The following is a 15,361-nucleotide window of genomic DNA, read 5'->3' on the forward strand; positions in this document are numbered from 1 at the left end:
TATCCGGACGGGACCCCGTGGGGCGGCCGCCGCGGGCCCGGGCGGGCCCGGAAAGGGAGCCGGCCCGGGCCCGCGAGACGTGCCGGTCGTGTCCGCTCAGACGTTGACGCCGTAGTCGGACGCGATCCCTGCCAGGCCGGAGGCGTAACCCTGGCCGACCGCACGGAACTTCCACTCGCTGCCGTGCCGGTAGAGCTCGCCGAAGACCATGGCGGTCTCCGTCGAGGCGTCCTCGCTGAGGTCGTAGCGGGCCAGCTCCACGCCGTTCGCCCGGTTCACGACACGGATGAACGCGTTGCGGACCTGGCCGAAACTCTGCCCACGGCTCTGCGCGTCGTGGATCGAGACCGGGAAGACGATCTTGGCGACGTCGAACGGGACCGCCGACAGGTCCACATTGATGGACTCGTCGTCGCCCTCGCCCTCGCCGGTGAGGTTGTCGCCGGTGTGCTGGACCGATCCGTCCGGGCTCGTGAGGTTGTTGTAGAAGACGAAGTGCAGGTCGGACAGGACCTTGCCGGACTCCGAGCAGAGCAGCGCGCTCGCGTCGAGGTCGTGGTCGGCGCCCGTCGTCGTCCGTACGTCCCAGCCCAGGCCGACCGTCACTGCGGTCAGGCCGGGTGCCTCCTTCGACAAGGAGACGTTGCCGCCCTTGGCCAGGGTCACACCCATGAAACATCCTCCATTGATCCAGTGGTCCAGTGAATCGGTGACGGCGCCGTTGCCGCCGTCGCCAGGTCAACGACGGCGTCGTGACCATGGTTCCCATGCTTGCGCAAACCGTGAAGTGATCGTTCGCGAGGCGCGTTCCCTCCACGGGTCGGTGCGTTACGCGTGCGGCTCGGTGCGGGCGACCTGCGCATCGGTGTGCGGTGCCGGTGCCCCGTGAGCCATCTGCGGGTCGGTGTGCGGCGCCTGGGCGTCGGTCTCCTTCATGGCCTTCGCCTCACTCTTCAGGATCCGCATGGATTTGCCCAGGGCCCGGGCAGTGTCCGGCAGCTTCTTCGAGCCGAACAGCACGATCACGACGATCGCCACGATCAACAGGTGCCAGGGTTCGAGGCCGTTGCGCAACATAAGGCGTCTCGCCTTCCTTTCGGTGCATTGGCCGGAGTTCATGCTCCGTATCGACGGACAGTGCTTCAGGCTGACTATGGGCAGGTCCGATGATCCACTCGGACGTCAATACTTGCTACATTGCGCAACTGTACAACCATGAGGCGGTGAAGCACGTCTTGCCTCATGGAAACGGACGGACGGGGTGGGGCCGATGACGGGTAGTCGGAAAGCGGGACGGGGCAGGGGAGGTGTACGCCTGCGGCGCGCGGCCATGTTCGGGCTGTCGTTCCTCGTGCTGCTGGTCGCCGGTGTCGGGTGGGCCTACCTCAAGCTCGGCGGCAGTATCGACACCTTCAGCGCGGACGGGATCTCGGGCGACCGGCCGCCCGGTTCGGAGCAGGGGCAGAACGTCCTGGTCATCGGCTCGGACTCGCGCTCGGGCAGCAACAGCGAACTGGGCGGCGGCACGGGCGAGGTGGGGCGCTCCGACACCGCGTTCCTCCTGCATGTGTACGGCGACCACAAGCACGCGGTGGCCGTCTCCATCCCCCGTGACGCACTGGTCGACATACCGTCCTGCAAGGGGGCCGACGGCCGGTGGACCGCGCCGCAGCGCAACGCGATGTTCAACGCGGCGTTCTCGGTGGGGGAGACCGCCGAGGGAAACCCCGCCTGCACCCAGAACACGGTGGAGCAGCTCACCGGCCTGCGGGTGGACCACACGGTCGTCGTCGACTTCGCCGGCTTCTCCGAACTGACCTCGGCCGTCGGAGGCGTGCCGGTCTGCCTGCCCCAGGACATCTACCAGCGCGACCTCAGCCCGAAGCGGACCACCCGGGGTTCCAAGATCTTCTCCAAGGGGCCGCAGACCGTCTCCGGCCAACGCGCCCTCGACTACGTCCGGCTGCGGCACGGCATCGGTGACGGCTCGGACATAGGGCGTATCAAACGGCAGCAGGCATTCGTCGCCGCCCTCATGAAGAAGGTCAAGTCCGACGGGCTGAACCCGACCACGCTGCTGCCGCTCGCCAACGCCGCCACCGACGCGATGACCGTGGACCCCGGGCTCGGATCGGCGGACAAGCTGCTGTCGTTCGCCATGTCGATGAAGAACGTCGACCTGCACAACACCAAGTTCGTCACCGTCCCCTGGCGCTACGAGGGGGCGCGCGTCGCCATCGTCGAGCCGGACGCCGACGCGCTCTGGGCGGCGCTGAAGGCGGACCGCACGGTCGACGGCAAGGACGCCAGCGGAAAGAAGTCCGGCGGGGACGACGGAAAGAGCGGCGGCGGGGAGTCCGCCGACAAGGCCCCGGTCTCCGGCAAGGGCATCGGCGTCGCCGTCTACAACGGCACCACGGTCCCCGGCCTCGCCGCCCGCGCGGGCGAGCTCCTGCGGTCCCGGGACTTCACCGTCACCACCATGGCCACGGCGAGCAGTCAGGACCACACCACGACGGTCGTCGAGTACGGGCCGGGCCTGCGGGAGCAGGCCGAGACCACCGCGCGGCTCTTCGCCGGAGCCCGGACGACCGAGACCACCGCACCGGGCATCCAGGTGATCCTGGGCACCTCCTACGCGCAGAATCCCTCCGCCACGCCCGGCCCCTCGGCCCCCTCCACCGTGCCCCCCACCGTCGCCGACGAGGCCCGGTCCGCCGACGACGACCCGTGCGCCGACCTCTCGTACGGCTGAGCATCCACCGGGGGCCGGGTCTTCAGTGCGGTGTCCCGGCCACCCGGAGCCGCAGAACCGGGTGCCGGGGCGGCGCGAAGCCGTACGACTCGTACAGCGCGGCCCCGTCCCCGGTGGCGTTCAGGCTCACCGCGCCGGCACCGGTCTCCGTGCGGAACCAGTCGAGCAGGGCGTTGAGGCAGACGCGGGCATGGCCCAGACGGCGGCGTCGGGGGTCGGTGCTGACGTTGAAGATGTGCCCCTGAAGGCCGCCGAGGTTCGCCGGCCCGGGGGCGTGCGCGTCGCACACCCCCGCCGCGGCGGAGACCACACCGAGCTCGGGATCGTCGACCAGGAACGCCGCGAACAGGGCCGGCTGCCCCAGCCGGTCGGCGAACCAGTCGGCCGAGGCCACCCGCCAGGGGGCATCGGGTCCGCCGGTCTCCACCCCCATGCCGTCCAGCATCAGCCCCCGCAGCCGCACCAGCGCGGGTACGTCGTCGAGCGTGGCACGGCGGGCGCGCACCGTGCGCGGAACACCGGGCTCCGCGTGGCCGCCGGGCCCGGGAGAATCGATGTGCGAGGGGATCACGACCGGTTCCACTTCCGTTCGTAGCGGGTGCGGGCCGCCCGCAGGGCGGCCGCGTACAGGGTCAGCACCGAAGCCAGCAACACGTAGTACAGCGGCGGCAGCGCACTCATGCCCAGCAATGCGCCGAGCCCGGTGAGCGGCAGGAGCAGGCCGACCACCGAGAGAGCACAGGCCGCCATCCGCAGCGGACCGCCGCCCCGGCCCCCGGCCGCCCGCCCGCCCGTACGGAGCAGCAGCATCACCAGGGCCTGGGTGAGCAGATTCTCGGTGAACCACCCCGAGTGGAAGGCCTCCTGCCCACCGGACGTCGCGGAGCCGTGCAGGGCGACGGCCAGCACCGCGAAGGTCGCCAGGTCGGCGGTGGCGTTGATCAGCCCGAAACCCGTGATGAAACGGAGGAAGTCGCGGGGCCGGAGCACCGTGGGGCGACGCAGCACCTCGGACGCCGGACGGTCGAAGGCGAAGGCGAGCTGCGCCACGTCGAAGCACAGGTTCTGGACCAGCACCTGCGCCGGAAGCATCGGCAGGAACGGCAGCATCAGCCCCGCCGCCAGCATCGCGATGACATTTCCCAGGTTCGACGAGAGCGTGATGCGCAGATACGTCGCGATGTTCCCGCTGGAGTGCCGCCCCGCGGTGATCGCGTCGTCGATCGCCGCGAGGTCCTTGGCGGCCAGCACCACGTCCGCGGTCTCCCGTGCCACGTCGACCGCGTCACGCGGGCAGATCGCGACGTCCGCGGCATGCATCGCGGGCAGATCGTTGACGCCGTCGCCGAGGAAACCCGTGGTCCGCCCGGCGCTGCGCAGCGCGGAGACGACACGCGCCTTGTGCTCCGGGGTGCACCGGGCGAAGACCGTCGCCCGGTCGGCGGTCTCGGCGACCTCCCGGTCCGACAGCACGTCGAGCCGCTCCGCGGTGACGACCTCGCCCGGATCGAGCCCCAGGTCCCGGCAGGCGCGGGCCACGGTGCCCGGATCGTCGCCGGTCAGCACCTTGACGGCGACGCCCCGGCCCCGCAGCGCGTCCAGCGCGTCGGACGCACTCGGCGTGAGCGCGTCCCGAAACGCGACGAACCCGAGGAACGTCAGCCCCCGTTCGTCGGACGCGGCGTATGCGTGCGGCCGGGCGGGCCGGTCGGCCCGCGCCACGGCGAGCAACCGCAGCCCGCCCGCGGCGTCCCGGGCGGCGAGCGCGCGCAGTCGGCTCCGCTCGGTCTCCTCCAGCGCGCACCGTTCGAGCACCGCCTCGACCGACCCCTTGGTCACCAGCGTGTGCACGCCGAGCCGGCCGGGACGGCGGACCACCGCCGTGGCGAGGCGGCGTACCGGATCGAACGGCAGCGCGGCGACGCCCTCGTACGCGGACCAGTGGTCGTCCTGCTCCTCGGCCGCGTCCAGCACCGCTTCGTCGAGCGCGTCGGGAGCGGGGAGGTCGGCGAGCTCCAACGTCCACAGAGCGTTGACCGCAGCCCAGTGCAGCACCTCGGGAGCCTCCCGGCCCGCCGCGTCCAGCGCGTGCTCGACGACCGGGCGGTCCTGGGTCAGCGTTCCGGTCTTGTCCACGCACAGCACATCGACGGCACCGAGATCGTGCAGCGCGGGCAGCCGCTTGACGATGACCCGGTGATCCCTGGCGAGCAGCGAAGCACCCCTGGCCAGCGCCGTCGTGACGATGACCGGAAGCATCTCCGGCGTCAGTCCCACGGCCACCGCGACGGCGAACGGCAATGTCTCCAGGCCCCGGCCGCGCAGCGCCGCATTGGCCATGAGGACCAGGGGCGGGGTGAGCAGCATGAAGCGGATCAGTGTCCACGAGATCCCGTGCACCGACCGGTCGAAGGCGCTGTCCCCGCGGCGGGCCGAACCGTCGTACGCGGCGGCGAACCGGGTGTCCGCACCCGTCGCCGTCACGACCGCCGTGGCGCTGCCGGAGGCCACGCTGCTGCCCTGGAAGCACAGCTCCGGCCGGGCGAAGAGTCCCTCCCGGCTCCCGTGCGCGGCATCGGCGGCACGTGGCCGCGACGGTGCGTCGACGGGATGCTTGGCAACCGGCACCGACTCTCCGGTGAGCGCCGCCTGGTGGACCGTCAGCCCGCTCGCCCGCAGCAGCCGCACATCGGCGGGTACGAGATCCCCCGCGGCGAGCCGGATCACATCGCCCGGGACCAGCTCCGCGACCGGTAGCTCACGGGCCTGCGACGCCGCGTCCGGGCCGGTCCGGCGCAGCACGGTCGCGGTGGTCGCGACCAGTGCCCGCAGCGCCGCCGTCGACCGGTCGGCCCGATGCTCCTCCGCCGAGCGCAGCAGGCAGCTGACGACCACGAGCACCAGCGTCACGCACGCCGTCCCCCACGAGGCCACGGCGGCCGAGACCAGGCCCAGGCACAGCAGCACCGAGGTGAAGGGGTCACGAAGGCTCCGCAGAAAACGCCGGGGCCAGGAGACCGGGCGCCAGGCGGGCAGGACGTTCTCGCCGCAGCGTGCGAGCCGGTCACCGGCCTCCTCGTCCAGCAGTCCGCGCGGCCCGCTGTCCAGCGAGCGGAGGACCTGGAGCGCGGTGGGCGCGGTTCGGGCCGCGGCCGACGGCCGGGCAGCTGTGGCACGGGTGCCCGCCCGCGCGCCTGCCAGGGGAAGGACGACGGCGGACAGCTCGTCGGGATCGGTGCTGCCGGGACCTGCGGCGGCACTGCCCTCAGGCACCGAGCCCACGGAGGCGTGAGGGCGGTGCGGCGGTGTGCCCGGCGCGCTCGGCGAGCTGGCCGACCATCAGCCGGACGACGGTCACCACATCGGGATCATCGACCAGATACACCTGGCGGCGGCCCTCGCGCCGGGACCGGACGAGACCCGCGAGTTTGAGTTTGGTCAAGTGCTGGCTCACCGAAGGGAGCGTGCCGCCCACCCGGTCCGCGAGGCCGGTCACATCGCTCTCGCCCTGGGCCAGGGCCCACACGATGTGCAGTCGCGCGGGCGTCGCCAGCAGGCCGAAGGCCGCGGCGGCCTCCGCCAGCACCTCCGCGGGCGGATCCTGGAAACCGCCGTCGGCAGCTGTCGACACTCTTCCGCTCTCCCTGTCCGCTCTGCGTCCGCGTGGCCCGGTCGATCGCGCCATCCACGCCCGAAGCGTCCAGTGTAGGCGTCGGACCAAGCCACATGAGAGAGGAGTGCTTGCCCCGACGTGACCGGTGCGCAAGGCTTGTACCAACGGGGCAAGGGGAACGTATGAGCGGGGAGGAGCGGGGAAATGGCGCTGGACAGGGGACTCGACTGGCTCCTCGACGATCTCACGAGCAGGGTCGAGTACATACGGCACGCGCTGGTGCTGTCGAACGACGGACTCGTCACGGGGGCGAGCGCGGGCCTGGCCCGCGAGGACGCCGAGCATCTCGCCGCCGTCTCCTCCGGTCTGTACAGCCTGGCTCGGGGGTCGGGGCGCCACTTCCGGGCCGGGAAGCCCCGCCAGACGATGGTGGAGTTCGACGAGGCGATGCTCTTCGTGACGGCGGCCGGGGACGGCAGCTGTCTGTGCGTGCTGAGCGACGCCGAGGCCGATGTCGGCCAGGTCGCGTACGAGATGACGCTGCTCGTCAACCGGGTCGGTGAGCATCTGGGCGTTGCCGCACGGCAGTCGACGGACGAGGAAGCCGGCCAGGGCTGACCGGACGCGGCTGATTCCGACCGGTCGCGGGAGTTATCCACAGGGCAGACGGGCGGATTCCCTTGCGGGTTACGGTGCTCACAGAGAGTAACCGATTCTCAGGGGGAGAACGTCATGACTGTTACCGAGGACGCGCGCACGGAGACCGTCGGCTCGAGGGCGGGCGGCGCGGTCACGACGGGCTCGATGGCCTTGGGTACGGCGGCCCGGGAACTCCAGCTGAAGCGAGGCGAGTTCGTGATCGCCGTGCATCTGGGCCTGATCGTTCTGACGAGGCCGCAGGACGGCGGGAGGCCCAGGGTCGGCTGCGGCGAGGTCGAGCGGCTCCGGATGCAGGAAGGCTTCCCGGACACGCTGCGGGCCAGGGTGCGTACGGTGGGCACGGCGCAGGGGGCCAGGCAGCTCGGGATCAGCCCGGACCGGTTCACCCGGCTCGCCCGCGCGGGGTGCTTCACACCGATCGCGTTCTACCTCAACCGGTACCGGGCGGTCGTCTGGCTCTATCTCGCCGATGAGATCGCGGACTTCGCTGTCCGGGAGCCACGGCTGCTGACGGGCAGGAGCCCGGCCTGGCTGATCGAGCGACTCGCGAACGGCGCCGACTGCCGGGCGCGCAACTGGCGTTCGCGTCGGGTCGAGCGTCTGTACAGCCTGACGGAGGACCCGTGGGCCCGCGCGGCCGTGCTGGCGGAGACGCTGGACCCGGTGCAACTGGCGGAGGTGGTCGACGATCCGTACGAGCGGGCCCACCTTGCCGGGCTCAAGCCCGAGCCGGCCTTCGGACCGTCCGGGCCGCCGTGGGCGCGCGAAACCATGGCGCACCTCATGCGGGCCGACGAGCCGGACGAGATGCTGTGGCGGCGAGTGACCCTGCTCATGGAACTGGACGACGCGCGGGACGCCCGACCGGCCCCACGCCCGGACGGCGCCTGGCGCGACCTCACGCGCGGGGACCCGGAAGCCGGCAGCGCCTGCGAGCAGGACACTCGGGCCGATGCCGATGCCGATGCCGATGCCGATGCCGATGCCGATGCCGATGCCGATGCCGATGCCGATGCACCCCCTGCTGTCGACGCCGCTGTCGGTTCCGGAGCCACCTCGCGTCAGGAAGCGGGGCGGAGCGCGGCGGACGCGGTGGAGCCACCAGCCGGGCTGCTCGCCCGGATCGGTCTGCGCAGGCGTCCGTACGGGGCGGGCGCCCGCTGCAGCGCGAGGTCACGACGTGCGTCGACTCGTGGGTGACGCGGTGGCCGCCGTCCTCGGCCGCTGGGCGGTCAAAGGATTCGCGTGCGGAGTACCGTCGAGGCATCCTGGCGCGCATGATGATCAGGGAAGCCACCACCGAGGACTGGTCCGCCATCTGGCCGTTCTTCCACGAAATCGTCGCCGCGGGCGAGACCTTCACTTACCCACTGGACCTCGAGCGGGAGGAGGCCCGCTCCTGGTGGCTCCTCCAGGCCCCCAATCGCACGGTAGTCGCGGTCGACGACGAGGGCACCGTTCTCGGCACCGCCAAAATGAACAACAACCACATGGGCAATGGTGCTCACATCGCCAGCGCCAGCTACATGGTGGACCCCGCGCACGCGGGGCAGGGCGTCGGGCGCGCTCTGTGCGAGTACACGCTGGACTGGGCGCGTGCGGCGGGGTTCGGGGCGATGCAGTTCAACGCGGTCGTCGAGACGAATGTGCACGCGGTCGCGCTGTACCGCTCGCTCGGCTTCGAGGTCCTGGGGACGCTTCCGGAAGGGTTCAACCACCCGAAGCACGGGCTCGTCGGGATGCACATCATGCACTGCCGCTTGTGATCCGACTCCACCGACCGCGGCCCGGAGCGCTTTGTGCCCCGCGCGTCTCAGGGCCGCTCGACCGGCGACGGGGGAGCCGGGGGAGTGCCGACGGGCTGCACCATGGGGCCGATCTCGCACCACACCGCCTTGCCCTCCCCGCGAGGCTCGATGCCCCAACGGGCGGCTACGGCGTCCAGCAGGAGCAGGCCCCGGCCCGACGTCGCGGTCTCACCCGGGCTGCGCCGTCGTGGCCAGGCACTGGAGCGGTCCTGCACCGACAGCCGGACCCTGCGTACGGGCTCCGGCAGCACCTCCAGGGTCAGGACCGCGCCGCCCTCGGTGTGCAGCAGCACGTTCACCAAGAGCTCGCCGGTCACCAGCTCGGCGTCGTCCGCGAGTTCCGCCATGTCCCAGTCGGTCAGCGCCTGACGCACGATGTTCCGGGCGTCGGACAGTCCTTCCGGGTCCGCCTGGTGGATGTACTGGTGCAGGCGGGGCGCCCTGGGCGATCCGGGATCCGGGCTGCGGCGGAGAACCAGAAGCGCCACATCGTCCCCCGAGCCCCAGCGTTCCCAGAGCTGGTCCGAGAGGTGGTCGGCCAGCTCCTCGGCTCCCGCCGGTCCCGTGCTCACCTCATGGACCAGCGCCCGCATCCCCACGTCGATGTCCGCCCCCGGCTCCTCGACCAGCCCATCGGTGTACAGCACGAGCGTCTCGCCCGGTACCAGGTCCAGCCGGGTCTCCGGATACTCCTCGTCCCCGAAGTCCGTCGAGATGCCCAGCGGCAGACCGCCGCGCACCTGCGGGCTGCCGACCCTGCCGTCCATGTGCCGGATCAGCGGGCCGAAGTGCCCCGCCCGCACCACGCGCACGGTCCCCGAGGCGAGATCGACCTGGGCGTACGTGCAGGTCGCGAAGCGTTCCGTGTCCAGTTCCGCCAGGAAGCGCGAGGCGCGGGCCAGCACCGTCGACGGAGGGTGCCCCTCGCCCGCGTACGCCCGCAGCGCGATGCGCAACTGGCCCATGATGGCCGCCGCGTGCGTGTCATGGCCCTGCACGTCACCGACCACGATCCCGAACCGTTTGTTGGGCAGGGCGATCACGTCGTACCAGTCGCCGCCGACCTGGCGCCCGCTCCAGGCGGCGTGGTAGCGCACCGCGATCTCGCCGCCCTCGATCTCCTGGATCCGCCGCGGCAGCATCGCCGACTGAAGACCGGTGGCGAACTCGCGCTCCTCGTCGAAGAGCTTCGCGCGCTGCAGGGACTGGGCCACGATGGCGGCCAGCCCCAGGCAGAGGTTGCGCTCGTCGGCGTTGAACGAGGTGTCGTCCCGGTAGAAGAGGGCCAGGGTGCCCAGGGGGCGAGCCTGGGCGACGAGCGGCAGATAGGCGGCGGCCCGGAATTCCAGCCGGTCGGCGTGCGGTGCCAGCACGGGGTAGCGCTCCGTGAGCGCCGCGACGGAGGTCAGGAACCGCGGCCGGCCGTCGAGCACGGTGTCCGCCAGCGGGAACCGACGGTCCAGCCCGGCGTCCCCGATGCCGTCGATCGCCTCCACCGAATCACCGCTCAGCGCGAGGACGCTCAGCGAGGTGTTCTCGACCAGGGCGAGCGAGAGACCGTCCGCCCCGAGCCGGGTCAGCGCATCCGGGCCGGTGAGCGCGGCGGTCACGTCATCGACGGTCACCGCCCGCGACAACGCGCTCGTTGTGCGTTCAACGATGCTGGTCTGCCACTGGCGGCGCTTCTCGAGATCGAGCATGAAGGCCGAATGGGTGACCTCCGCGGTGGCATCCTGCACCACTCCGACGACCCGGTGTGCCCGGCCGTCCTCATGGCGCAGGATGCGGGCCTGGATATGGGTCCACTGGTCCCGCTCGTGCTCCATCGGCACCAGGAAATGCACACTGTACGAACTGCGCCCGCTCCGGATCGCATCATCGATCGCCTTGCTGAGGCGGGTCCGCTCCGACTGTTCCAGCAGATTCAACACGGTCTCGGGCAGCGAATCGAAGGTCTTCGGGTCCAGCCCGAAGACGAGCAGCCCTGCGTCGTCCATGTCGAGCGTCCCGGCTTCCAGGTCCCACTCGAAGCTGCCCGTCCGGTTCATGGCAAGACGTTGCACCGTCCCGATCTCACCACCGTGCCCCCTCTCGAAGAGCAGATGCGACGGAACGGACGCGCTCGGTTGCTGGTCGTGATCGGTCATACCTGCTCCGGAAGTCGCAGGACGGGGCTGCCGGACGGCGCGGCCCGAACCGGGTCACTCAATTGTCGAACCGGTCGCGACAGGTTGCCACAGCGGACACCGAGCGGATGCCTCCGGCCGGAGGACCGGACCGGGCCCGCGTACCGGGCCCGCTCGACCCCTGCCGCCCCGGCCCGTGCCCGGCCCCGGAGAATGGCGGCGGGAGATCGCCCGCGACCCGCGGTCGATACGGCACAGGGGCTGATGGGAGCGCAATCATGAACCACGAAGAACCCGTTCTGCTGCATACCGAAGGGCGTGTCCGGCACATCACCCTCAACCGCCCACGGGCCCTGAACGCGCTGAACCACGACATGGTGGCGCGTCTCGACGCGGCGCTCGCCGGTGCAGAGGCGGACGACACCGTCACCGCGGTCCTGATCACCGGCGCGGGCGGTCGCGGACTCTGCGCCGGTGGCGACATCCGGTCGATCTACGAGGACGCCAGGGCAGGGGGCAGCGCGTCGCCGGACTTCTGGCGTGACGAGTACCGGCTCAACGCCCGGATCGCCCGCTTCCCCAAGCCCTACGTCGCGGTCATGGACGGCATCGTGATGGGCGGCGGCGTCGGAGTCTCGGCCCACGGCGACATCCGGATCGTCACGGAACGCTCGCGCATCGCGATGCCCGAGACCGGCATCGGCTTCGTCCCCGATGTAGGCGGCACGCACCTGCTCGGCGCGGCGCCCGGCGAACTCGGCATCCATCTCGCGCTCACCGCGGACGCCGTCGGCGCGGCCGACGCGCTGCTGTGCGGGCTCGCCGACCACTTCGTCCCGTCCGGGCGCCTTGCCGCGTTGACCGCGGACCTCGCCGGATGCGACACGGCAGCCGGTATCGAGGAGGCGGTGCGACGCCACGGCGCACCCGCGCCGGACGGCGAGCTGGCCGCACACCGCGAGTGGATCGACACCTGCTACGGGGCCGACACCGTGGAGGAGATCATCGACCGGCTCGACGGCAGCGGCGTCCCCGCCGCGAAGCAGGCCGCCGCGACGATCCTCGGCAAATCGCCGACCGCGCTCAAGGCGACCCTCTCCGCGGTGCGCAGGGCACGAGGCCTGGGCAGCCTGGAAGCGGTGCTGGACCAGGAGTACCGGACGTCGTGCGCGGCCTTCACCCGGCCCGACCTGGTGGAGGGTGTACGGGCCCAGATCATCGACAAGGACCGCACACCGCACTGGAACCCGGCGACCCTCGCAGAGGTCACCGAGGCGGACGTGGCCTCCTTCTTCGCTCCGCTGGGCGACCGCGAGCTCGGCCTCGCCGCCGTTCCCGTGACCGGCTGAGCTTGGGCACGGCCCCGTCCGCGTCCCGCGCACGGGCTCAGAGCTCGTTCGGTCCGTCGACCATGCGGAACGGAACTCCGAGCAGGTCCGCCGTGGCCTTGAGGTCCTTGGCGCGATGACCGGTGCACAGCGTCCAGTGGTGACCGACACCGCTCGCCGCCCAGGCGTCGGTCCACTCGCCGGGGTCGAAACCGAAGTCGACCCGGGAGGTGGTGTTGCCGATCTCCAGCAGTGGCCCCGGCACGACCTCGCCCTGCGAGGCGATGAAGGTGAATGTGCCGTCCGCCTCCTGTCCGATACCGAACGTGGTCACCGGCCCGTGCCTGACGTCGAACTCCACGCTCACGCCCCAGCCCCGCTTCCCGTGGTACACGCCGAGGCCCCGCAACAGCGGATCCTTGGCACTGATGGCCAGGTGGGCGGGGCCGTCGTGTCCCATCTCGACCACACGGTCGTGGAAGTCGAGGGCCTGGAGCTCGGTGAAGGACCCACCGGCGCCCAGGGTGTCGGCGATCAGCATGGCCAGGCTCGTGCGCAGCTCGTACTCACCGGCCATGGCGATGCCGCGCGCGGTCAGCAGCGACGCGCCGAGGATCATGCCAGCGCCGAGCCGCTCATGGATCTCGCCGTCGAGCCCCCGGTGGTAGTAGGCGAGGCTGTCGAGGGCGAAGTCCGCGACGAGCCGGTCCAGCCCGACCGAGACCCGCGCCGCCCAGGCGAGGTCGTTCTCGTCGACGGAGTCGTCGAGCGTGAAGACCGTACGGGCGAGTTCGGTGCGCTCCGTGGCCTCCCGGTCCGTCACGGCGGCGACCCGGACCCGCAGATCGTCGAACTCGAGAACCTCGACATGCCCGCCGAACTGCGTGGAGACCAGCGTCATGTCGGTGGAGACATCGAGCATGCCGGGGTACAGATGGCCCATCAGCCCGTGCCGGCCGTAGCGCAGTACGCCCCGCACCCGGGCGGCGCGGATCCAGCGGCGGATCCGGCTCCAGGCGTTCGCGTCGCGCAGATGACCCGAGACGGAACGGAAGGGAATCCGGCCGCGCCGGAACACATTGGCGACCTCCGGCAGCGGGCACTGCCCGCAGTACGCCAGCCAGGTGCCCGTGTCGGTGTCCGGGTGGTTCATGGCCTCGGTCGGCTGCAGGTCGATGACCAGCACCGGGGCATGCGCGCGCTGGGCGATCGGCAGCACCATCGAGGCGGTCAGATACGTCGTCAGAAACGTCACGACGATGTCGCAGTCCGCTGCCCGCAGCCGTTCCGCGGACTTCTGGGCCTCCGGAGGGTCGGAGACGAACCCGGCGTCGACGACCTCGCAGCCCATCGCCTCGAACTGTCCGGTGACGAAGGCGGCCGACTGCCGCAGCCGGTCGAGCAGACCGGGAAACTGCGGCCAGTACGCTCCGAGTCCGCCGGACACCAGACCGATACGGGTACGACGGCGTGTGGTGCGGGCGAGCAAGGCGCCGGGCGCGGCGGGCGATCCATCGGTCATGACGTTCCTTCCTTCGGTTCCGTCGACGGGACGAGCCACCGGAGCGCACCCCGGCCCGGGCCGAACGGTCAGGGCCGCCGCAACCGGGCGGCGGCTCCGTCCCAGGCCCGCTGGTCCCCCCGTGGGGTGTAGTGGCGCAACTCCTGGGTGTGCGCCACCAGTTGTCGCGAGCTCGCCAGGTCGTCGACCAGCCCCCGGGCGCGGGCCTGTGTCAGGATGTTGCCGAGCGCGGTCGCCTCGGCCGGGCCGGCCGTCACCGGCAGCCCCGCGGCGTCCGCGGTCCACTGGCACAGCAGCTCGTTGCGCGAGCCGCCGCCCACGATGTGGATCCGGTTCACCTCCCGACCGGCCAGCGCGGCGGCCTCGCGCAGGGTCCTGCGTTGGGCAAGCGCCAGGCTCTCCAGTACACACCGGACATAGCCCCCGGGGCCGTCGGGCGGCACCTGCCCCGAGGCCACGAGCCGGTCGTCGATGCAGGACACCATGTCGTCCGGCGCGAGGAACCGCTCGTCGTCGGGGTCGATCAGAGCCGCGAAGGGCCGGGCGCGGGCCGCGGCCGCGAGCAGCTCGCCCAGGTCCGGTGCCCAGCCCTGCCGCTCCCAGGACCTGCGGCACTCCTCCAGCAGCCACATCCCCATGATGTTGCGCAGGTACCGTACGGTGCCGTCGACCCCGCGCTCATTGGTGAAGTTGGCCGTACGGGACTCCTCCGTCAGCACCGGGCCCGACAGTTCCAGCCCCGCCAGCGACCACGTGCCGCAGGAGACATACGCGAAGCCGGGTCCGGTCGCGGGCACCGCCGCCACTGCCGATGCCGTGTCGTGCGAGGCGACGGCCGTCACCGGCGTGCCGTCCGGCAGGCCCGTGTACGCGGCGACGTGCGGCAGCAGCGTCCCCGCCGGATCGCCCGGCTCACGCAAGGGCGGGAACCAGGAACGTTCCAGGCCCAGACGCCCGATCAGGGCCCTCGACCAGTCACCGGCCGACGCGTCGAACAGACCGGTCGTCGACGCGTTGGTGATCTCGGCGCCCATGGAACCGGTGAGCCAGTACGTCAGCAGGTCGGGGATCATCAGCATCGTCCGCGCCGCACCCCACTGCGCGCCCGTCCGATGGGCGGCGAGCTGGAACAGGGTGTTGAACGGCAGGTGCTGCACACCGCTCACCGCGTACAGATCCCGCGCACCGCACATCGCGAGCACCCGCTCGGCGGCCCCCGCGTTCCGTCCGTCCCGGTAGTGGAACGGCAGGCCGAGCAGAGATCCGTCCGCGTCCAGCAGGCCGTAGTCGACCGCCCATGAGTCGATGCCGACCGAGGCCACCGGGCCACGGCGCGCGGCGGCCCGCAGACCGTCCAGCATCCCCCGGTACAGCCCGAGCACGTCCCACCGCAGCCCGTCCGGCAACCGGACCGGCACATTGGCGAACCGGTGCGCCTCGGTCAGCGTCAGCCGCTCCGGCCCGACCAGGCCCGTGATCACCCGGCCGCTGGTGGCACCGAGATCCACGGCGGCGAAAGCCGCGTCGCGATGTGGCGTCACGGACATCG

General features: G+C 71.5%; 13 protein-coding genes. 5 read left to right on the forward strand and 8 right to left on the reverse strand.

The window, feature by feature from the left end; translation table 11 throughout:
* Window positions 1-96: 96 nt before the first annotated feature.
* Entirely contained in the window at window positions 97-672 is a 576-nt protein-coding gene (locus ACFCV8_RS22590; protein ID WP_376687209.1) for a TerD family protein, read from the reverse strand.
* A 156-nt stretch (window positions 673-828) separates the two neighbouring features.
* Window positions 829-1,077 carry a Sec-independent protein translocase subunit TatA gene (gene tatA, locus ACFCV8_RS22595; protein WP_376687210.1) on the reverse strand — a complete coding sequence of 83 codons (249 nt, stop codon included), beginning with the start codon at window positions 1,075-1,077 and terminating at the stop codon, window positions 829-831.
* Window positions 1,078-1,330: 253 nt separating this feature from the next.
* On the opposite strand from tatA, the gene ACFCV8_RS22600 reads away from it, so the two are divergent.
* A complete protein-coding gene (locus tag ACFCV8_RS22600) occupies window positions 1,331-2,755 on the forward strand; it encodes an LCP family protein (protein WP_376687211.1) in 1,425 nt (474 codons plus the stop codon).
* A 22-nt stretch (window positions 2,756-2,777) separates the two neighbouring features.
* Here ACFCV8_RS22600 and ACFCV8_RS22605 read toward each other — a convergent pair whose 3' ends face one another.
* Genes ACFCV8_RS22605 through ACFCV8_RS22615 form a run of 3 tightly spaced genes read right to left on the reverse strand, consistent with a single transcriptional unit; the run spans window position 2,778 to window position 6,386 of the window.
* Window positions 2,778-3,326, reverse strand: coding sequence for a GNAT family N-acetyltransferase (locus tag ACFCV8_RS22605; RefSeq protein WP_376687212.1), 549 nt, complete (start codon window positions 3,324-3,326; stop codon window positions 2,778-2,780).
* Entirely contained in the window at window positions 3,323-6,037 is a 2,715-nt protein-coding gene (gene mgtA / locus ACFCV8_RS22610; RefSeq protein ID WP_376687213.1) for a magnesium-translocating P-type ATPase, read from the reverse strand. Before mgtA ends, ACFCV8_RS22605 begins: the two co-directional genes overlap by 4 nt.
* The gene (locus ACFCV8_RS22615; protein ID WP_376687214.1) at window positions 6,021-6,386 is read right to left on the reverse strand and encodes an ArsR/SmtB family transcription factor; all 366 of its coding nucleotides are present in this window, start codon (window positions 6,384-6,386) and stop codon (window positions 6,021-6,023) included. Before ACFCV8_RS22615 ends, mgtA begins: the two co-directional genes overlap by 17 nt.
* A gap of 186 nt (window positions 6,387-6,572) precedes the next feature.
* On the opposite strand from ACFCV8_RS22615, the gene ACFCV8_RS22620 reads away from it, so the two are divergent.
* From ACFCV8_RS22620 to ACFCV8_RS22630, 3 genes are all read left to right on the forward strand, one after another.
* A complete protein-coding gene (locus ACFCV8_RS22620; protein ID WP_376687215.1) occupies window positions 6,573-6,986 on the forward strand; it encodes a roadblock/LC7 domain-containing protein in 414 nt (137 codons plus the stop codon).
* A gap of 114 nt (window positions 6,987-7,100) precedes the next feature.
* On the forward strand, window positions 7,101-8,228 hold the full coding sequence (locus ACFCV8_RS22625) for a DUF6397 family protein (RefSeq protein ID WP_376687216.1): 1,128 nt from the start codon (window positions 7,101-7,103) through the stop codon (window positions 8,226-8,228).
* A 77-nt stretch (window positions 8,229-8,305) separates the two neighbouring features.
* Window positions 8,306-8,794 carry a GNAT family N-acetyltransferase gene (locus tag ACFCV8_RS22630; protein WP_376687217.1) on the forward strand — a complete coding sequence of 163 codons (489 nt, stop codon included), beginning with the start codon at window positions 8,306-8,308 and terminating at the stop codon, window positions 8,792-8,794.
* Window positions 8,795-8,841: 47 nt separating this feature from the next.
* Here ACFCV8_RS22630 and ACFCV8_RS22635 read toward each other — a convergent pair whose 3' ends face one another.
* Window positions 8,842-10,983: a SpoIIE family protein phosphatase gene (locus ACFCV8_RS22635; RefSeq protein ID WP_376687218.1), complete on the reverse strand. Its 2,142-nt coding sequence runs from the start codon at window positions 10,981-10,983 to the stop codon at window positions 8,842-8,844.
* Window positions 10,984-11,240: 257 nt separating this feature from the next.
* Here ACFCV8_RS22635 and ACFCV8_RS22640 point away from each other — a divergent pair, with 257 nt between their 5' ends.
* Window positions 11,241-12,311 carry an enoyl-CoA hydratase/isomerase family protein gene (locus ACFCV8_RS22640; RefSeq protein WP_376687219.1) on the forward strand — a complete coding sequence of 357 codons (1,071 nt, stop codon included), beginning with the start codon at window positions 11,241-11,243 and terminating at the stop codon, window positions 12,309-12,311.
* 37 nt (window positions 12,312-12,348) lie between these two features.
* On the opposite strand, the gene ACFCV8_RS22645 is transcribed toward ACFCV8_RS22640, so the two are convergent.
* Window positions 12,349-13,812, reverse strand: a complete 1,464-nt coding sequence (locus ACFCV8_RS22645) for an arabinose isomerase (protein WP_376687220.1) — start codon at window positions 13,810-13,812, stop codon at window positions 12,349-12,351.
* 68 nt (window positions 13,813-13,880) lie between these two features.
* Window positions 13,881-15,359 (reverse strand): rhamnulokinase family protein, encoded by a 1,479-nt coding sequence (locus ACFCV8_RS22650; RefSeq protein ID WP_376687221.1) that lies wholly within the window; start codon window positions 15,357-15,359, stop codon window positions 13,881-13,883.
* Between the last annotated feature and the right edge of the window lie 2 nt (window positions 15,360-15,361).

It is taken from the genome of Streptomyces sp. NPDC056347 (assembly GCF_042262625.1).
Classification (GTDB): Bacteria; Actinomycetota; Actinomycetes; order Streptomycetales; family Streptomycetaceae; genus Streptomyces.